General features: G+C 64.7%; 18 protein-coding genes and 2 tRNA genes. All 20 read right to left on the minus strand.

Annotated features, from left to right (window positions below; all coding sequences use genetic code 11):
- Nucleotides 1-23 precede the first annotated feature (23 nt).
- Complete coding sequence (gene nuoN, locus ACYX4S_RS09675; RefSeq protein ID WP_293723129.1) at nucleotides 24-1,478, minus strand: NADH-quinone oxidoreductase subunit NuoN; 1,455 nt, start codon at nucleotides 1,476-1,478, stop codon at nucleotides 24-26.
- A 21-nt stretch (nucleotides 1,479-1,499) separates the two neighbouring features.
- Nucleotides 1,500-3,014, minus strand: coding sequence for an NADH-quinone oxidoreductase subunit M (locus ACYX4S_RS09680; protein ID WP_476362752.1), 1,515 nt, complete (start codon nucleotides 3,012-3,014; stop codon nucleotides 1,500-1,502).
- Nucleotides 3,014-4,975: an NADH-quinone oxidoreductase subunit L gene (nuoL, locus tag ACYX4S_RS09685; RefSeq protein WP_476362753.1), complete on the minus strand. Its 1,962-nt coding sequence runs from the start codon at nucleotides 4,973-4,975 to the stop codon at nucleotides 3,014-3,016. Before nuoL ends, ACYX4S_RS09680 begins: the two co-directional genes overlap by 1 nt.
- A 7-nt stretch (nucleotides 4,976-4,982) precedes the next feature.
- Nucleotides 4,983-5,291 carry an NADH-quinone oxidoreductase subunit NuoK gene (gene nuoK / locus ACYX4S_RS09690; RefSeq protein WP_293723121.1) on the minus strand — a complete coding sequence of 103 codons (309 nt, stop codon included), beginning with the start codon at nucleotides 5,289-5,291 and terminating at the stop codon, nucleotides 4,983-4,985.
- 85 nt (nucleotides 5,292-5,376) lie between these two features.
- Nucleotides 5,377-5,991 carry an NADH-quinone oxidoreductase subunit J gene (locus ACYX4S_RS09695; protein WP_476362754.1) on the minus strand — a complete coding sequence of 205 codons (615 nt, stop codon included), beginning with the start codon at nucleotides 5,989-5,991 and terminating at the stop codon, nucleotides 5,377-5,379.
- A 308-nt stretch (nucleotides 5,992-6,299) separates the two neighbouring features.
- On the minus strand, nucleotides 6,300-6,788 hold the full coding sequence (nuoI, locus tag ACYX4S_RS09700) for an NADH-quinone oxidoreductase subunit NuoI (RefSeq protein ID WP_293723117.1): 489 nt from the start codon (nucleotides 6,786-6,788) through the stop codon (nucleotides 6,300-6,302).
- Nucleotides 6,789-6,907: 119 nt separating this feature from the next.
- A complete protein-coding gene (locus ACYX4S_RS09705; protein WP_422068611.1) occupies nucleotides 6,908-7,144 on the minus strand; it encodes a hypothetical protein in 237 nt (78 codons plus the stop codon).
- Nucleotides 7,145-7,164: 20 nt separating this feature from the next.
- Nucleotides 7,165-8,223 carry an NADH-quinone oxidoreductase subunit NuoH gene (gene nuoH, locus ACYX4S_RS09710; protein WP_293723459.1) on the minus strand — a complete coding sequence of 353 codons (1,059 nt, stop codon included), beginning with the start codon at nucleotides 8,221-8,223 and terminating at the stop codon, nucleotides 7,165-7,167.
- 12 nt (nucleotides 8,224-8,235) lie between these two features.
- On the minus strand, nucleotides 8,236-10,302 hold the full coding sequence (gene nuoG / locus ACYX4S_RS09715; protein ID WP_476362755.1) for an NADH-quinone oxidoreductase subunit NuoG: 2,067 nt from the start codon (nucleotides 10,300-10,302) through the stop codon (nucleotides 8,236-8,238).
- A gap of 86 nt (nucleotides 10,303-10,388) precedes the next feature.
- Entirely contained in the window at nucleotides 10,389-11,696 is a 1,308-nt protein-coding gene (gene nuoF, locus ACYX4S_RS09720) for an NADH-quinone oxidoreductase subunit NuoF (RefSeq protein ID WP_293723111.1), read from the minus strand.
- Nucleotides 11,697-11,711: 15 nt separating this feature from the next.
- A complete protein-coding gene (locus tag ACYX4S_RS09725) occupies nucleotides 11,712-12,905 on the minus strand; it encodes an NADH-quinone oxidoreductase subunit E (RefSeq protein ID WP_476362756.1) in 1,194 nt (397 codons plus the stop codon).
- Nucleotides 12,905-14,089, minus strand: coding sequence for an NADH-quinone oxidoreductase subunit D (locus ACYX4S_RS09730; protein ID WP_293723107.1), 1,185 nt, complete (start codon nucleotides 14,087-14,089; stop codon nucleotides 12,905-12,907). Before ACYX4S_RS09730 ends, ACYX4S_RS09725 begins: the two co-directional genes overlap by 1 nt.
- Nucleotides 14,082-14,516, minus strand: a complete 435-nt coding sequence (locus ACYX4S_RS09735; protein WP_476362757.1) for a GFA family protein — start codon at nucleotides 14,514-14,516, stop codon at nucleotides 14,082-14,084. The genes ACYX4S_RS09730 and ACYX4S_RS09735 overlap by 8 nt, the downstream gene beginning before the upstream one ends.
- Before the next feature lie 11 nt (nucleotides 14,517-14,527).
- A complete protein-coding gene (locus ACYX4S_RS09740; protein ID WP_422068607.1) occupies nucleotides 14,528-15,127 on the minus strand; it encodes an NADH-quinone oxidoreductase subunit C in 600 nt (199 codons plus the stop codon).
- A gap of 79 nt (nucleotides 15,128-15,206) precedes the next feature.
- Nucleotides 15,207-15,785 carry a NuoB/complex I 20 kDa subunit family protein gene (locus tag ACYX4S_RS09745; protein WP_293723101.1) on the minus strand — a complete coding sequence of 193 codons (579 nt, stop codon included), beginning with the start codon at nucleotides 15,783-15,785 and terminating at the stop codon, nucleotides 15,207-15,209.
- Nucleotides 15,776-16,141, minus strand: coding sequence for an NADH-quinone oxidoreductase subunit A (locus tag ACYX4S_RS09750; protein ID WP_293723100.1), 366 nt, complete (start codon nucleotides 16,139-16,141; stop codon nucleotides 15,776-15,778). The genes ACYX4S_RS09745 and ACYX4S_RS09750 overlap by 10 nt, the downstream gene beginning before the upstream one ends.
- A gap of 492 nt (nucleotides 16,142-16,633) precedes the next feature.
- Entirely contained in the window at nucleotides 16,634-17,482 is an 849-nt protein-coding gene (locus ACYX4S_RS09755) for a penicillin-binding transpeptidase domain-containing protein (protein WP_476362758.1), read from the minus strand.
- 177 nt (nucleotides 17,483-17,659) lie between these two features.
- A tRNA-Asp gene (locus ACYX4S_RS09760) sits at nucleotides 17,660-17,736 on the minus strand.
- 59 nt (nucleotides 17,737-17,795) lie between these two features.
- Nucleotides 17,796-17,872 (minus strand) — tRNA-Asp (locus ACYX4S_RS09765).
- A gap of 201 nt (nucleotides 17,873-18,073) precedes the next feature.
- Entirely contained in the window at nucleotides 18,074-19,402 is a 1,329-nt protein-coding gene (locus ACYX4S_RS09770) for a murein hydrolase activator EnvC family protein (protein WP_476362759.1), read from the minus strand.
- Between the last annotated feature and the right edge of the window lie 72 nt (nucleotides 19,403-19,474).

The raw sequence follows: 19,474 nt of genomic DNA on the forward strand, positions 1-19,474 counted from the left end.
ACCATCAAATGAGATTTCTAAGCTCAGAACAGCGTCCCCGCGGCGGCCTGGGCCATCTCCGTGATCGACCCGGCAAAGAAGACGAACAGCAGCACGAAGGCCGACGACACGGCAAGAGTGAACTTCAGCTCCGCCGGCATCGGCAGGAAGGCCCGCGTCGGCTCGTCGAAGAACATCACCTTGACCACGCGAAGGTAGTAGAAGGCGCCGACAACCGAGGCCAGGACGCCGATCACCGCCAACGGATACAACTCCGCCTGGACGGCCGCCAGGAACACATAGAACTTCGCGAAGAAGCCCACGAAGGGAGGAATGCCGGCGAGCGAGAACATGATCATGCCCAGCAGCACGGCCATCGGCCGGTTGGTCTTCCAAAGGCCGGCCAGATCGGAAATCTCCTCGACCATGCCCTCCTTGCGGCGCATGGAGAGAATGCAGGCGAAGGCGCCGAGCGTCATGGCCAGATAGGCGGTCATGTAGATGATCACGCCCACGACGCCCTGCTCCGTGCCGGCCGCGAGACCGACAAGCGCGAAGCCCACATGGCCGATCGAGGAATAGGCCATCAGGCGCTTGATGTTTTTCTGGCCGATCGCGGCAAAAGCGCCGAGCACCATCGAGGCGATGGAGATGAAGACGATGATCTGCTGCCAGTCATGGGTGACCGGCTCGAACGCATCGACGACGACACGGGTCAGAAGGCCCATGGCCGCGATCTTCGGCGCGGCCGCGAAGAACGCGGTCACCGGCGTCGGCGCACCCTCGTAGACGTCCGGCGTCCACATGTGGAAGGGAACGGCCGAGACCTTGAAGGCCAGACCGGCGAGCACGAAGACCAGACCGAAGATCAGGCCGAGCGAGGATCCGCCGTGGCCTGCGATCGTCGAGGCGATCTCGGGGAAGCCCGTCTGGCCGGTGAAGCCGTAAACCAGCGACATGCCGTAGAGCAGCATGCCCGAGGACACCGCACCGAGCACGAAGTACTTCAGGCCGGCCTCGGTGGAGCGGATGCTGTCACGGTTGAAGGCGGCGATCACGTAAAGGGCCAGCGACTGCAGCTCGACGCCGAGATACAGCGTGATCATGTCGTTCGCCGAGAGCATCAGCATCATGCCGACCGTGGCCAGCACGATCAGCACCGGATACTCGAAGCGCTCGAAATGCTCGTTGCGGGCGAAGGCCACCGACATGGCGATGGCGAAACCCGAACCGAGCAGCGTCAGCAGCTTCATGTACCGGGCGAAACCGTCGAGCACGAAGGCACCGTGGAAGGTGGTTCCGGCGACGATGCCGAACTCGGCCGGCAGCAGCAGCGGCAAGGCGGCAACCGCAAGCAGCGCGACGGCGAGAGCCGTCACATACGGCGTGATCCGCCGCCCGCCGAACACGCCAAGCATGAGCAGAGCGAGCGCGCCGGCGGCGAGCATGAGCTCGGAGAGGGCGGGCGCGAGGTCCGGGAGTTGGGAATAGGCGTTCATGTCGTCTCGTGTCCTCGGGCCTTACTGCGTCAGCAGGGCGGTCGACTGGTCTGCCGCCTCGATCGCCGCGTGGTAGTTCTGAACCAGCGCATCCACCGACGCCGCGGTGACGTCGAGGATCGGGGCCGGATAGAAGCCGAAGAAGATGGTGAGCAAAATGAGCGGAACGAGGATGACCCGCTCACGCACACTGAGATCGAGGATCGACTTCAGGCTTTCCTTGTCCAGGGCGCCGAACACCACCCGACGGTACAGGAAGAGTGCATAGGTGGCCGACAGGATCACGCCGCTCGTGGCGATCAGGGCCACCCAAGTGTTGACCTGGAACGCGCCCATGAGCGTCAGGAACTCGCCGACGAAACCGCTCGTGCCCGGCAGTCCGACGTTGGCCATGGTGAAGATCATGAAGGCGACCGCATAGAACGGCATCCTGTTCACCAGGCCGCCATAGGCGGAAATCTCGCGGGTGTGCATCCGGTCGTAGATCACGCCGACGCACAGGAAAAGCGCGCCGGACACGATGCCGTGCGAGAGCATCTGGAACAGCGCACCCTGCACGCCCTGCTCCGTCATCGTGAAGATGCCCATGGTCACGTAGCCCATGTGGGCGACCGACGAATAGGCGATCAGCTTCTTGATGTCTTCCTGCACCAGCGCCACCAGCGAGGTGTAGACGATCGCGATCACGGAGAGCGTGAAGACCATCGGCGCGAACATCTCGCTCGCCATCGGGAACATCGGCAGCGAAAACCGCAGGAAGCCGTAGCCGCCCATCTTCAACAGGATCGCGGCAAGCAGAACCGAACCGGCGGTCGGTGCCTCCACGTGCGCGTCCGGCAGCCAGGTGTGCACCGGCCACATGGGCATCTTGACCGCGAAGCTGGCGAAGAAGGCCAGCCACAGCCACGTCTGCATGCCGGCCGGGAAGCCGTGCTGCATCAGCGCGGGAATGTCGGTCGTGCCCGCGTCCCAGTACATCGCCATCAGCGCGATCAGCATCAACACCGAGCCGAGCAGCGTGTAGAGGAAGAACTTGTAGCTCGCGTAGACACGCCGCTTGCCGCCCCACACGCCGATGATGAGGAACATCGGGATCAGGCCGGCCTCGAAGAAGACGTAGAACATGACCAGGTCGAGCGCGCAGAACACGCCGATCATCAGCGTCTCCAGCACGAGGAACGCGATCATGTACTCCTTCACGCGGACCTGGACGCTCTTCCAGCTCGCCAGGATGCAGAAGGGCATCAGGAAGGTCGTCAGGATGACGAACAGCATCGAGATGCCATCCACGCCCATGCGGTAGCCGATGCTGCCACCGAGCCAGTCGCGGCTCTCCTGGAACTGGAAGCCCGGGTTCGAGGGATCGAACCCGCCCCAGATGAACAGGGAGATCGCGAAGGTGAAGACCGTGGTGATCAGCGCCACCCGGCGCATGTTGTCCTTGGCACCATCATCGTCGCCCCGCACGAGGAGAATGAAGAACACTCCAACGAGCGGCAGGAAGGTGGTGATGGAAAGAAGCGGCCAGTTGCTCATCAGTGAGCGCCCCCGACGGAGAACATGGACCAGGTGATCAGCGCGGCGACGCCGATCAGCATGGCGAATGCGTAGTGATAGAGATATCCGGTCTGCAGCCGGACGACCCAGGACGTCACGTCCTGGACACGGGCGGCGACGCCGTTCGGACCGAGGCCGTCGATCACCGTTCCGTCGCCACGCTTCCAGAGCTGGCGGCCGATCCACATGGCCGGACGAACGAAGATCGCGTCATAGAGCTCGTCGAAGTACCACTTGTTCAGGAGGAACTGGTACAGCCCCTGATGCCGCTCCGCGAGCCTGCCCGGAATGTCCGGCGACTTGATGTAGAACAGCCATGCAAGCGCCAGGCCCGCCACCATCATCACGAAGGGCGAGGCCTTCACCCAGAACGGCACCTCGTGGATGGCGTGCAGGATCTCGTTCTCTTCCGAGATGTAGAGCGCGCCCTTCCAGAACTCCTCGTAGTGGTGCCCCATGAAGGGCCCCGCGAAGACGGCGCCGGCGAACAGCGCACCGACCGACAGGACGAAGAGCGGAACGGTCATGACCAGCGGGCTTTCGTGAACGTGCTTCATCACGTCCACCGAAGCGCGCGGCTTGCCGTGGAAGGTCATGAAGGCAAGGCGCCACGAGTAGAACGAGGTCATCCCGGCGGCCACCACGGTCATCCAGAAGGCGTACTGGGCAAAGGCGTTGTGACCCACGAAGGCCGCCTCGATGATGCCGTCCTTGGAGAAGTATCCGGCGGTCAGCGGGAAGCCGGTCAGTGCCAGCGTACCGATGACCATGCTCCAGTAGGTGATCGGGATGTGCTTGCGCAGCCCGCCCATCTTGCGCATGTCCTGCTCGTTGGAGACGGCGTGGATCACGGAGCCCGCGCCGAGGAACAGGAGCGCCTTGAAGAAGGCATGCGTGAAGAGGTGGAAGACGGCGATCGAATATCCGCCGACGCCGAGCGCCACGAACATGTAGCCGAGCTGCGAACAGGTCGAATAGGCGATCACGCGCTTGATATCGTTCTGCACCAGACCGACCGTCGCGGCAAAGAAGGCCGTCGTCGCGCCGAACAGCGTCACCACCGTCAGCGCCGTATGAGAAAGATCGAAGATGGGCGACAGGCGCGCCACCATGAACACGCCCGCGGTCACCATGGTCGCGGCGTGAATGAGCGCGGAGACCGGCGTCGGGCCTTCCATGGCGTCCGGAAGCCAGGTGTGCAGCAGGAACTGGGCCGACTTGCCCATGGCGCCCATGAACAGCAGCAGGCAGATGGCCGTCAGAGCGCCCTGCTGCGTGAGCTGGTAGCCCAAGAAGTCGAGCACGACCTTGGGCTCGGCCTCGGAGAACGCCTTCGCCTGGGCGAAGAGCGTATCGTAGTCGGTCGTCTGGAACAGGTAGAAGAGGCCGAAAATGCCGAGGATGAAGCCGAAGTCACCGACACGGTTGACGACGAAGGCCTTCATCGCGGCCGCATTGGCGGAAGGCTTCTTGAACCAGAAACCGATCAGCAGGTAGGAGGCGAGACCGACGCCCTCCCAACCGAAGAACATCTGCAGCAGATTGTCGGAGGTCACCAGCATCAGCATGGCGAAGGTGAACAGCGACAGATACGCGAAGAAGCGTGGCCGATGCGGATCGTGGTGCATGTAGCCGATGGAATAGACATGCACGAGCGCGGACACCGTGTTGACCACCACCAGCATGACGGCGGTCAGCGTGTCCACCCGGATCGACCAGTCGACATTGAAGTCGCCCGAGTTCATCCAGCGGAACAGCACCTGGCTTGTGGCATGGCCCTCGCCGAAGCCGACGGTCAGGAAGGTGACCCACGACAGGAGCGCCACGACGATCATCAGTCCCGAGGTGACATATTCACTCGCCTTCGCGCCGATCGCCCGTCCGAAAAGGCCGGCGACGAGGAAGCCGATCAGGGGCAGAAACAGGATTGCCTGATACATCGCTCGCTCAGCCCTTCATCATGTTGACGTCTTCCACCGCGATCGAGCCGCGGTTGCGGTAGAAGACCACGAGGATGGCGAGACCGATGGCGGCCTCGGCGGCGGCGACCGTAAGCACCAGCAGCGCGAAGACCTGCCCGACCATGTCGCCGAGGAAGGAGGAGAACGCCACGAGGTTGAGGTTCACCGAGAGAAGCAGCAGCTCCACCGACATCAGGATGACGATGACGTTCTTCCGGTTGAGGAAGATGCCGAAGATCCCGATCGTGAACAGGATGGCTGCGACCGCCAGGTAATGTGACAGACCGATTTCCATGGGCGCCTCGTGATGCTCCCGAATGTGACTTGGGCGGCCGGCACCACGATTGCGGCGCGGCCGGAAAGCGATGCGGCGGGGACCGTCAGATCCCCTTGCCGGTTTCGACCTTGCGAACCTCGACCGAGGACTCGCGGGTCCGCCCGACCTGGGCGGAGATATCCTGCCGCTTCACCCCTTCCTTGTGGCGCAGCGTCAGGACGATCGCGCCGATCATGGCGACGAGCAGCACGAGGCCGGCCGTCTGGAAGTAGAGGATGTAGCGGGTGTAGATCAGTTCGCCGAGACCGCGCAGGTTGGAGCCCTCCCCGACCGCGGCGACCGGCGCCGCCGTATGCGCGGCTATATCCGGAGATATGACCCAGGTTCCGAGCACCAGCAGAAGCTCGACCAGCAGGATCAGGCCAATCAGCCCTCCGATCGGCACGTACTGCAGGACGCCCTGGCGCAGTTCGACGAAATCAACGTCGAGCATCATCACCACGAACAGGAACAGCACCATCACCGCTCCGACGTAGACGACGACGAGCAGCATCGCCAGGAACTCCGCCCCGAGCATGATGAACAGACCCGCGGCGTTGAAGAACGTCAGGATGAGGAACAGGACGGAATGCACGGGGTTGCGCGAGGCGATCACCATGAAGGCGGAGGCCACCGCGACTGCCGCGAAGAGGTAGAAAAAGACGGCTTGCAGTACCATGTCTCGGTGTGCCCCTGTCCCCGTTTCGTCCGGACCCGACAGAGCAGGTCCCGTTTTCAGCAACCGTGGGCCGCGTCACATCCGTGTTCGCGTCCCGTCGGTCAATGGCCAAGTTGCGGCTCAGGCCGCGTTGCGCAAACCCCGCAGACACATGCGCCTGAAACGGCGCCATGGCGTCCTCGCGGGCAGGACCGGCCTGCGTCCCCGGCAGGGCATGGCCGTCGGTCCCCAATCTTCCTTGCGACGCGCTCCCTGCGGACCGGGCTCGTCTTAGACCAGCCCGTCCGCCGCGTCCACCGCGCCCGCCCTTAGCGGTAGGGCGCGTCCATCGCGATGTTGTTGGCGATTTCCCGCTCCCAGCGGTCGCCGTTGGCGAGCAGCTTCGCCTTGTCGTAGTAGAGCTCCTCACGGGTCTCCGTGGCGAACTCGAAATTCGGCCCCTCGACGATGGCGTCCACAGGGCAGGCTTCCTGACAGAAGCCGCAGTAGATGCACTTCACCATGTCGATGTCATAACGGGTCGTGCGACGCGTGCCGTCATTGCGGCGCGGTCCGGCCTCAATGGTGATGGCCTGCGCCGGACAGATCGCCTCGCACAGCTTGCAGGCGATACAGCGCTCCTCGCCGTTCGGATAACGGCGCAGGGCATGCTCACCACGGAAGCGCGGGCTGACCGGCCCCTTCTCGAAGGGGTAGTTGAGCGTCGGCTTCGGCTTGAAGAAGTAGCGCATCGCCAGGAAGAAGGCGGAGACGAACTCCTTCAGCAAGAGCGACTTGGCAGCCTGTTGAAGTGCCATGACGTCTGGCCTCGTTTCCATGTTTCCCGAAGGTCCCGCCATCCCCGGCGGTTTCCCTCGAACCCGTTCTTTGGCGGGGCCGCGTTGCAGGCGAACCCCGGTGAAATCACTCGTCCGGCTCAGCCGGCGATGGACTGGCCGGCGAAGTAGCCGACCAGAGGAAAACCGATCAGCGCGAAGGCAAGGAGCACTCCCCTTACCAGCGTCTCGTACCGCTCCAGCAGTCCGGGCCGTCCGGTCTTCCGGCGCTGTTTCTGCGCGACACCGCGCAGCACACCGCTCACGATCTTGTAGTCGATCCACCCCAGGTAGAGGCCGATGGCCGCACCGATCAGTCCGGCAATCGAAATCGACATGTCACCTCTCCATCATCCGCTCACGCGCTGCCCGGAGCCCAGCCCATCGCCATGAGAACCGCGGCAACGATCACGACCATCGCCAGCGACAGCGGCAGGAACACCTTCCAGCCGAGACGCATGAGCTGGTCGTAGCGGTAGCGCGGGACCATTGCCTTCGCCATGGCGATCATGAAGAAGACCAGCAGGGCCTTGAGCGCGAACCAGATGACGCCCGGCACCCAGGTAAAGGGCGCGAAGTCGAACGGCGGCAGCCATCCGCCCATGAAGAGAATGGTCATCAGGCCGCACATCAGCGCGATCGACACATACTCGCCGAGCATGAACATCATGTAGGGCGTGGAGCCGTACTCGACCATGAACCCGGCGACCAGCTCCGACTCGGCCTCGGCCAGATCGAAGGGCGGACGGTTGGTCTCGGCCAGCGCCGACACGAAGAAGATCACGAACATCGGCAGCAGCGGCAACCAGTACCAGTTCAGGAACGTCAGCCAGGGCAGTCCGATGGCCGTGGCAAGCCCGGTCTGCTGCGCGTTGACGATCTCGGTCAGGTTCAGCGACCCTGCGCACATCAGCACGGTGACGATCACGAAGCCGATGGACACCTCGTAGGACACCATCTGCGCCGCCGACCGAAGCGCCGACAGGAAGGGATACTTCGAGTTGGACGCCCAGCCGCCGATGATGATGCCGTACACGCCGAGCGACGAGATCGCCAGGATGTAGAGGATGCCGACGTTGATGTCGGCAATCACCCAGCCGTCGGCGACCGGCACCACCGCCCAGGCGGCAAGCGCCAGCGTCACGGTCACCAGCGGCGCCAGCAGGAACAGGCCCTTGTTGGCGCCCGCCGGAATGACCGGCTCCTTGAGAACGAACTTCAAAAGGTCGGCGAAGGACTGCAGCAGGCCCCAGGGCCCGACCACGTTCGGGCCGCGCCGGATCTGAACCGCCGCCCAGATCTTGCGATCCGCGTAGAGGATGTAGGCGATCACCACCAGAAGCACGACGAGCAACAGCACGCTCTGCGCGAGCATGATGATGAGGGGGAAGAGGTAGTCCGCCCAGAGGTCAGCCATCATTCGCCCCCGTCATTCCGCAGCTTCGGCCGTGCGCGCCTTGGCGAGGGCCGAACATTCGGCCATCGTCGCGGAAGCGCGCGCGATCGGGTTGGTCAGGTAGAAATCGGTGATCGCGTTGTGGAACGCATCCGACCCGGTCTTCGTGGACCCGCCGGCCAGCGCCTCGACCGCGCTCTTGTCACCTTCCGCGATCTGATCGATCGCGGCCATGTGCGGGTGAGCTGCATAGAGCGCCGCGCGCAGCGCGCCGAGGGAATCGTAGGGAAGCGCCGCGCCGAGCTGTGCGGAAAGAGCCCGCAGGATCGCCCAGTCCTCACGAGCCTCGCCCGGAGGAAATGCCGCCCGCTCGCCCATCTGGACACGGCCTTCGGTGTTGACGTAGGTGCCCGACTTCTCCGGGTACGCAGCCCCCGGCAGGATCACGTCGGCACGATGCGCACCACGGTCGCCGTGGGTGCCCTGATAGACCACGAAGGCCCCTTCCGGCACTTCGACCTCGTCGACGCCGAGCAGGAAGAGAACGTCCATCGCGCCCGGCTCAAGCATCGCGCCCGTCGCCTTGCCGCCCTCGCCCGGCACGAAGCCGATGTCGAGGCCGCCGACCTGCGCGGCTTCGGTGTGCAGCACGTTGAAGCCGTTCCAGTCCTCGGTCACCGCACCAACGGTGTTAGCGACCTTGGCCGCAAGCGCCAGAACCTCGGCACCATCCGTGCGGTTCAGGGCGCCCTGCCCGACGATCACCATTGGCTTCTCGGCCTTGGCCTTGCCGTGGTCGATCAGCGAAGTCAGTGTCTCCGGCCCCGCACCCAGGTAGTTGTACGGGTAGGTCAGGTCGCCCGCCTGGCCGATCACGCCGATGGTCACATCGCCACGCGTGTAGCGCTTGCGGATGCGAGCGTTGAGAACCGGCGCTTCCTTGCGGGGGTCGGTTCCGACCAGAAGGATGGCTCCAGCTTCCTCGATCCCGGCGATCGTGGAATTGAAGAGGTAGCTTGCACGGCCCTTGGCCGGATCGAGCGGGGAATCGGGATGACGGCAGTCGATGTTCGGAACCGACAGGGCGTCCATCAGCCCCTTGAGCGCGAACATCTCCTCGACGCTTGCGAACTGGCCCGCCAGCGCGCCGATCTTCTCGGGCGCCGCCGCCTTCACCTTCTCGGCGATGATGGCGAAGGCCTCGCCCCAGGATACCGGCTTCAGTTTGCCGTCGACGCGGGCATAGGGCCGGTCGAGGCGCTGGGTCTTGAGGCCATCGGTGATGTAGCGGGTCTTGTCGGAGATCCACTCCTCATTCACCGCCTCGTTGAGACGCGGAAGAACGCGCATGACCTCACGGCCGCGCGTGTCGACGCGGATCGCGGATCCAACGGCATCCATCACGTCAATGGACTCGGTCTTGGCCATCTCCCACGGACGCGCCTGGAAGGCATACGGCTTGTGGGTCAGCGCGCCGACCGGACACAGGTCAACCACGTTGCCCTGCATCTCCGAGGACAGCGCCTGCTCAAGATAGGAGGTGATCTCCGCATCCTCGCCACGGCCGATGAGGCCCAGATCGGCGACGCCGCAGACCTCGGTGGTGAAACGGACGCAGCGCGTGCAGTGAATGCAGCGCGTCATGATCGTCTTGACGAGCGGACCGATGTACTTGTTCTCGACCGCGCGCTTGTTCTCGGAGAAGCGCGACGCATCGACGCCATAGGCCATCGCCTGGTCCTGCAGATCGCACTCGCCGCCCTGATCGCAGATCGGGCAATCGAGCGGATGGTTGATGAGCAGGAACTCCATCACGCCCTCGCGGGCCTTCTTGACCATCGGCGTCTTGGTGAAGACCTCGGGGGCTTCGCCATTGGGGCCGGGACGCAGGTCGCGAACGTTCATGGCGCAGGACGCGGCCGGCTTGGGCGGCCCGCCCTTCACCTCGACCAGGCACATGCGGCAGTTGCCGGCGATCGAAAGCCGGTCATGGAAGCAGAAACGCGGCACCTCGGCACCGGCGGCCTCACAGGCCTGCAGGAGCGTGTAGTCCTGCGGGACCTCGACCTCCTTGCCGTCGACTACGATAACCCTGTTCATGCCTTGCTGCCCTCACGGCTTGCATCCGGCGCGCCCTGCACGCCTGAAAAATCAGTTCCAGTCGGCGACCGCTGCCGCCGAAAGCCTCACTCCGCGGCCGCCAGCGGCGCCGCCGCAGGCTTGCGGCTCTTGGCCGTATACTCGTCGATGCGCGCCTCGATCACCGGACGGAAGTTCCGGATGAGGCCCTGGATCGGCCACGCGGCCGCGTCGCCAAGCGCGCAGATCGTGTGCCCCTCGACCTGCTTGGTGACCTGGAAGAGCATGTCGATCTCCTCCTTGGCGGCATTGCCCTTGGCCATGCGCTCCATCACGCGCCACATCCAGCCCGTGCCCTCGCGGCACGGCGTGCACTGGCCGCAGCTCTCGTGCTTGTAGAAGTAGGAGAGCCGGGCGATGGCCTTGATGATGTCGGTCGAGCGATCCATGACGATCACCGCCGCCGTGCCGAGACCGGAGCCCAGCCCCTTGAGGCTGTCGAAGTCCATGTCGCAGTCGGTGATGTTCTCCGCCGTCACGCAAGGGACGGACGAGCCGCCCGGGATCACCGCGAGCAGATTGTCCCAGCCACCGCGAATGCCGCCGCAATGACGGTCGATGAGCTCGCGGAAGGGAATGCCCATCTCCTCTTCCACGGTGCACGGGTTGTTCACGTGACCGGAGATGCAGAAGAGCTTGGTGCCGGCGTTGTTCGGCTTGCCGAGACCGGAGAACCACGCAGCGCCACGGCGCAGGATCGTCGGAGCGACCGCAATGGACTCGACGTTGTTCACGGTCGTCGGGCAACCGTAGATGCCGACGTTGGCAGGGAACGGCGGCTTCAGGCGCGGCTGGCCCTTCTTGCCCTCGAGGCTTTCGAGCAGTGCCGTCTCCTCGCCGCAGATGTAGGCACCCGCACCGTGGTGGACATAGATGTCGAAGTCGTAGCCGTTCTTGTTGTTCTTGCCGATCAGGCCCGCGTCATAAGCCTGGTCGATGGCTGCCTGCAGGCGCTCGCGCTCGCGGATGAACTCGCCGCGCACGTAGATGTAGGCGGCAATCGCGCCCATGGCGAAACCGGCGACCAGACAGCCCTCGACCAGCGTGTGCGGATCGTGGCGCAGGATCTCGCGGTCCTTGCAGGTGCCGGGCTCGGATTCGTCGGCGTTGACGACGAGATAGGCCGGGCGTCCGTCGGACTCCTTGGGCATGAACGACCACTTGAGACCGGTCGGGAAACCGGCGCCGCCACGGCCGCGCAGACCCGAGGACTTCATCTCGTCGATGATCCAGTCGCGCCCCTTGTCGAGCAGCGCCTTGGTGTTGTCCCACTGGCCACGCTGACGCGCGCCGGCAAGACCCCAGTCATGCAGGCCGTAGATATTCGTGAAGATCCGGTCCTGATCCTTCAGCATACCGCTCTCCGCTCCTTACGCCTTGCTCGTCGGCACGTCGCCGGTGTCGACACGCTGCGAGAACTCGGTCTCGCCGCCCGATGCCAGAACCTTCGCCTGGGCGATCCAGTCCTCGCGGTCGATGCGGCCCTTGAACTTCAGCCGGGTCTCGACCCAGGCCTTGTTCTCCTCGGTCCATCCCGCGATCTGGTCGAAGTGATAGACGCCGATCTCGTTGAGGATGCCCTCGATCTTCGGTCCGACGCCCTTGATACGCTTCAGGTCGTCCGCCTTGCCCTCGCGCGCGCCCTTCAGAAGCTCCGGCTCCGTGCCGGCGTCCTCGTCGAGATCGAGGCTCGTCTGGGCGGCAGGCTTCTTCGGCTCGGACTTCGCGGGCGTCTCGGCCTTCCTTGCTGCGGGCTTTGCCGCCGGCACCGCCTTCTGCGCGTCGGTGCCGATGTCATCGGCCTTCTTCGCCGACGAGGTCTTCGCCGCTCCCGGCACCTTGCCCGGGACACCGTTGAAATCGGAACCGCCCGCGTTGATGTGATCGCCGGCAAAGGCGTGCGACGCCTTCTCGGCGCCATCGATCACATGCGCGGCCGGCAGGTGCCCCTCGGTCGTATCCTTGATGTCGCCGAGCGATGTCTGGCCCGACAGGGGCATGCCGAAACGGCGCCCGTTCTGCGGGCCGGGCGTCACCTCGCGACCGGCCGAGATATCGTCGATCAGGCCCTCGAGGCCTTCCGGAGTCAGATCCTCGTAGGTGTCCTTGAAGATCTGGATCATCGGCGCGTTGACGCAGGCACCGAGGCACTCGACCTCCTCCCACGAGAAATCGCCGTCCTCGGACACCTCATGGGCGTGCTCGGCGATCCTGCGCTTGCACACCGCCACCAGATCCTCTGCGCCGCGAAGCTGGCACGGCGTCGTGCCGCACACCTGGATGTGCGCCTTGCGGCCAACCGGCTGAAGCTGGAACATGGTGTAGAAGGTCGCAACTTCCAGCACGCGAATGTGCGGCATGGACAGCATGTCCGCCACACAGCGGATCGCGGGCTCGGGAAGCCAGCCGTTGTGCTGCTCCTGCGCCCGCCACAGAAGCGGGATCACCGCCGAGGCCTGACGGCCCTCCGGATAGCGCCCGATGACCTTCTCCGCCCACGCCTGGTTGTCCGGCGTGAATGCGAAGCTTTCGGGCTGCTCATGGTGAAGGCGACGTACGGCCATTACCGGTCAACCTCTCCGAACACGATATCAAGGGATCCAAGGACAGCCGACACGTCCGCCAGCATGTGCCCCTGGCACAGGAAATCCATCGCCTGCAGATGCGCGAAGCCCGGGGCCTTGATCTTGCAGCGATAGGGCTTGTTGGTTCCATCGGCGACGAGATAGACGCCGAACTCGCCCTTCGGCGCCTCGACGGCCGCATACACCTCGCCGGCGGGCACGTGATAGCCCTCGGTGTAGAGCTTGAAGTGGTGGATGAGCGCCTCCATCGAGCGCTTCATTTCGCCACGCTTCGGCGGCACCACCTTGCCGTCCGCGGACGACACCGGCCCGCGCTCGACGGTGAGCTTCTCGAGGCACTGCTTCATGAGGCGCACCGACTGGCGCATCTCTTCCATGCGGATGAGATAGCGGTCGTAGCAGTCGCCGTTCTTGCCGATCGGAATGTCGAAATCGAGCTCCGAATAGCATTCGTAGGGCTGCGACTTGCGCAGATCCCAGGCAGCACCCGAACCGCGCACCATCACGCCGGAGAACCCGCGTGCCCACGCATCCTCGAGCGACACCACGCCGATATCGACGTTACGCTGCTTGAAGATGCGGTTGTCCGTGAGAAGCCCCTCGATGTCGTCGAGGGTCTTGAGGAAGGGGTCGCAGAAGTCCCAGATGTCGTCGAGCAGCTCGCCCGGCAGGTCCTGGTGCACGCCGCCCGGCCGCACGAAGGCGGCGTGCATGCGCGCGCCACAGGCCCGCTCGTAGAACACCATCAGCTCCTCGCGGGGCTCGAACCCCCACAGGGGCGGCGTAAGCGCACCGACGTCCATGGCCTGCGTGGTCACGTTGAGCAGATGCGACAGGATGCGCCCGATCTCGGAATAGAGAACGCGGATCAACTGACCGCGCTTGGGCACCTCGATATCGAGCATCCGCTCGACCGCCAACGCAAAGGCGTGTTCCTGGTTCATCGGCGCGACGTAATCGAGCCGATCGAAATAGGGCACCGCCTGAAGGTAGGTCTTGTGCTCGATCAGCTTCTCGGTGCCGCGATGCAGCAGGCCGATGTGCGGATCGACACGGGTCACCACCTCGCCATCGAGCTCCAGCACAAGGCGCAGAACGCCGTGAGCCGCCGGATGCTGCGGACCGAAGTTGATGTTGAAGTTGCGGACCTGGGCCTCAGCCATGTTGAGGTTCCTGATTGGGCGCGTAGAGAGCAAACACTTCCGCGCCGGTCATTTTCCGGGTCGAATTGGCGAACGCGTAGCCGGAGGGCTGCTCGTCCACGAAAATCTCCGTCGTCAGCGCGAACACCTCGGGGGTGTCGAATGCCTGGGCCGACACGCTCGCGTGCGACCCGTCGCGCATCCGCCACATGAGCGAACTGCCGCACCGGGCACAGAAGACACGCTCGCCGTAGTCAGACGACACATAGACACCGGGCTCGGCGCCTTCGGCGAACTCGACCGTGTCACCACAATCGACCGCCATGAACGCACCGCCGCTCCAGCGCCGGCACATGGAGCAATGGCAGACGCCCATGTCACGCGTGGCGGGAGCGGCCGAAAACCGGACCTTTCCGCACAGACAGCCGCCGCTAAGCCGTTCCACCATCACCCCGACCCTCAGCTTGCCTTCTCGTCGCCCGGCAGGATGTATTCGGCACCCTCCCACGGAGACATGAAGTCGAAGTCGCGGAATTCCTGGTTCAGCCGCACAGGCTCGTAGACCACCCGCTTCTTCTCGTCGTCGTAGCGAACCTCGACATAGCCGGTCAGCGGGAAGTCCTTGCGCAGTGGATGGCCGTCAAAGCCGTAGTCGGTGAGAATGCGGCGCAGGTCCGGGTGTCCGGTGAAGAGCACGCCGTACATGTCGTAGGTCTCGCGCTCGAACCACTCCGCACCGGCGAAAACGTCGATGATCGAGGGAACGGGCGTGTCCTCGTCGGTTGCGACCTTCACGCGAATGCGCAGGTTCTGCTTCGGGGACAGGAAGTGATAGACGACGTCGAAGCGCTGGTCGCGCTCGGGCCAGTCAACACCACACAGGTCCGTCAGATTGACGAACTGGCAGCTCGAATCATCCCGCAGGAAGCGGACGACCTGAACGATGTCGGAGGCACGCGCCACGACCGTCAGCTCGCCGAAGGCGACCGTGCAGTCCTCGACCGCGTCGCCAAGCGCCGCCTTGATGTGTTCGCCAAGTTCAGCGAGCGTTTCGTCCATCACACCGATCCGTCCTGACACCGATCCGTTTCGGGCGGGCATCCCGGATGGACGCCCTTCCCTGTCCTGTTTGCCTGCCTCAGCGCTCGATCGTGCCCACGCGCCGGATCTTCTTCTGCAGCATCAAGACGCCGTACAGAAGCGCCTCCGCCGTCGGAGGACATCCGGGAACGTAGATATCGACCGGCACCACGCGGTCACAACCGCGAACCACCGAATAGGAATAGTGGTAGTAGCCGCCGCCATTCGCGCAGGATCCCATGGAGATCACATAGCGCGGCTCCGGCATCTGGTCGTAGACCTTGCGAAGCGCCGGGGCCATCTTGTTGGTCAGCGTGCCCGCAACGATCATCACGTCCGACTGGCGCGGAGAGGCGCGCGGCGCGAAGCCGAAGCGCTCGGCGTCATAGCGCGGCATCGACATCTGCATCATCTCGACCGCGCAGCACGCGAGACCGAAGGTCATCCACATGAGCGAGCCGGTGCGCGCCCACTGGATCAGATTGTCGGCCGCCGTAATGACGAAGCCCTTGTCGGAGAGCTCATCGTTGAGCTCCATGAAGAACGGATCGTTCGAGCCGACCGGCTTGCCGGTGGCGGGATCCAGAATGCCCTTCGGAGCCTGGGCGACGAGCGGCTCGCTCGAGGTCAATCCCATTCCAGTGCTCCCTTCTTCCATTCGTAGATGAAGCCGATGGTGAGCACGCCGAGGAACACCATCATCGACCAGAAGCCGAACCAGCCAAGGTCGCCGAAGCTCACCGCCCACGGGAACAGGAACGCAACCTCAAGGTCGAAGATGATAAACAGCAGCGCCACGAGATAGAAGCGGATGTCGAACTTCATGCGTGCGTCGTCGAACGCATTGAAGCCGCACTCGTAGGCCGAGAGCTTCTCCGAATCGGGGTTCTGATAGGCGACCAGGAAAGGCGAGATCAAAAGCGCCAGACCGATGACCAGCGATACACCGATAAAGACGATGATCGGCACGTAGTCCCTGAGCAGCTCTTCCATGTCCAATCGTATCCTTGCGCCGACGTCCGGCGGCCGGAAGATCCAGCGCCCTGACGCGAAACGCCGGTCAGATCACTTGAAACGTCCCGGCCCTGCCCCGTCTGGAGAGGATCGGCCGATGGCGATCCGGAACCCGGCGAAATCGGCGACGTCACGTGAGAGGACGGCGTCACCGAATGCCCATACCGCGCACGCTTAGCCCACGCCACACTGCAACGCAAGCCCGACGGTCGTGCAAAGACCTCAATGGTTTCACGCGCCAAAAACCTGAGTTTTTGGCTCATAATTCGACTTTGACAGGGTGCCGCCGCGTCCCGGCGGCAGCTATCCGCCAACGCTCCCGGCCACCTCGCCCGACCGACCCCGAAAGAGGCTGCGACGCTTGTTCGCACTCGCGCGAATTCGGATGTCGAAACGGGACAGCGGATAAGGTCACGCGGCAGGATCGGTCGACGCCGATTCAGTACACGCCCTTGCCATCAGGGAATCGCCTCACCTGGCTGCTAGTGTTTCGCGCGCGATCGCGGGCCACCTTGCCAGCACATCATCACGCACACGGCGCCCGGGCGATCCCCTGGCCCCGTTCGTCTCGATCACCTGGCGCACGAACAGCAGGCGCTCAGCGCCCTTCTCCGCGCGTCCGACGAACCAGCCCCACCCGCGACTGCGGTCGACGCCGCCGTCCGGCCGCAGACGGAAGGCGCCGCCGGTCTTGGCCTTCACGCGCCAGCCCTCTCCACCGTCATAGGCGGGCAGCAGCGCAAGCGCCTGCGACATCGCCGCGGGATCGAGATCGAGCGCTCCCGCGTCCAGCTCCCGCAGAAAGGCCATCTGCTCGCTTGCGCTGATCTTCAGGGACGAGGCAATCCAGGACCACTCCGGGCCCCTCCCCGCGTCCGGATCCCCGGAAAGGTCCGCGTTTCCATAGCCGAGCGCTCGAAGGGTCCGGGAAACACGCTTCGGCGTGAGGGCGCGGACAAGCCGCTGCGAATACCAGACGACGGAACGCTCCATCCACGCTTCTGGATCGATGTCTCCGCGCCACCTGTCGCCGCCCCAGGCGACCTCGCCCTTACGGTATGTCATGACGGGATCGTGCGCGCCCTTCAGGACCCCGGCATCAAAGGCGATTGCGGCCAGCGCGAGCTTGAAGGTCGAAGCCGGCGTCACGCGCTCATCGCATGTTCCAGTCTCGAGCAGGACACGACCATCGGCGGCATCGGCAACCAGAAGGCAGTCCGCCTCGGCCCGCAACGGGGCGAATATCAATGCGCAACCGGCAAGAAGAGGCCACACGCGCGAGCGCCAGACCCTTGCAGCCCCTCGAACAGCTTCGGTCATCGACGCAACCTCCTCCCCGCCTGCCGTTTGTGTCGCGCCACACGGCACGAGGTTCACGCAACTGCCTCCGGAATGGGGCACGCGTGTGACCGGCGTCCAAACAGGAAAACCCGAGCCTCGAACCCGGGAGCGTCAGTCTTGATTGGCATTCAGGAGAAGAAGGGGAACTGAGGCGAGTGGCGCGAGTGACGGGGCTCGAACCCGCGACCTCCGGCGTGACAGGCCGGCACTCTAACCAACTGAGCTACACCCGCTCGCCTCGTCCGTGCCGACGGCTCCAGGCCGTCCGGCAGATCCCATTTTCCGAGGCAAGTGGCGCGAGTGACGGGGCTCGAACCCGCGACCTCCGGCGTGACAGGCCGGCACTCTAACCAACTGAGCTACACCCGCTTGGCCTCGGGCGGCTTGTGGCCGCCGGGAGTGGCGCTGATGTACGGCGCGCCGCCAAACAAGTCAAGCGCCTCGCCGCGATGAATGTGACGTTTCGATCAAAGCCGCGGCGAACCGCGGCCACGACTGTGGAAAAGCGCCCCAAACGACAACGGGCGCCCGAAGGCGCCCGCGACTCGCTAGCTTCCGCAGCCCCTGCAATCAGAGACTTGCGAGATATTTCATGGGGTCAACGGCCTTGTTGCCGCGACGCAGCTCGAAGTGAAGCTGCGGCTGGGTGACCGACCCGGTCGCCCCCACCTTGGCGATTGTCTGGCCGCGCCGGACCGGATCGCCCCGCTTGACCAGAAGCTCGCTGGCATGGGCATAGGCCGAGACCCAGCCATCATCGTGGCGCACCAGAACCAGGTTGCCATACCCCTTCAGCTCATTGCCGGAGTAGATGACGGTGCCATCCTCGACGGCCTTGATGTCGGCTCCTTCGGGAAGCGCCAGATTGATGCCATCATTCCGTGAGCCACCCGGCTTGGAACCGTAGTCGGAGATGATCCGCCCCTTGGCGGGCCAGCGGAAACGCCGGGTATTGGGGTCGCCCTGCTCGGCCTTCACCTGGATCGGACGCGTCGGCGCCGTCTCCGGCGCTTCACGCACGGCCGCCTTCTGGACCGTCGCGCCCTTCGGCTCGGCAACCGGCTGGCTGCGCGCGGACGACAAGGCCGGCTTGCGCTTGGGATGCGCGCTGGTCACCTGGCGCGAGGGTTCGGACGAGGCCGGCACCTGAAGCGTCGCGACCTGCGGCCGGGCGCCCGGCTTGTGCTGCGGGATCGGCGCATTCGCGACCGCGCGGGTGGCGACCGGAATGGAGCCCGTCACGCTCGGCGAGCCACCTGCCGGCGGCAGACGGACCGGCTGGCTCGCAGCCGTCGTCGTGCTCGGGGCACCGTGCACATAGGTCGGGATCGTCACCCTCTGCCCCGCCGGGAAGGTGGCATCAGCGCTCACCCCGTTGATATCGGCGAGCACGTAGGGCGGAATGCCATACTTGCGCGACATGCCCTTGACCGTATCGCCGGCGCGGGCGGACACCTGCGTCCCCCCCGCCGTGGTCCAGCCCCGGACCGTGCGCGGCGCCGTATCCGGAGCGACGCTCGATGCGGGAACCGTCGCGACAGGACGCGTCTGGGTGACGGAACGTGCCTGGGCAACGGGTTTCACCGGCGCAGTTGCGACGGGACGCCGATTGGGAATGGAGCCGGTGGTCGTCGCATTGCTTCCGCCGGTCGCCGGGGGCAGCGCGGACCGCTGCACGGAGCGATCGAGGTCAGGGCCGGCAACCAGAGCGTCGAAGCCTGGCTGTTCCGCCGGCTTTCCGTGCAGGAGCGCTCGCTGATTGTCGGTGTTGCCAGTGAAGATCGGGTCATCGAACCGCTCGACACCACCGCTACATGCACCGGCGAGCGCAGCGACGAGGACAATCGTCGCGGTCTGCGCGAGCAGTCGGGCGGAAGGTCGGAAATGATGCTTGGACATGGCGCTACTCGGACTTAAAGACACCTTGCGTCGTTAGGTCCGATTAAATGCCGGTAACGTTGATAAAGACTT

It is taken from the genome of Stappia sp. ABD4_338 (assembly GCF_056312175.1).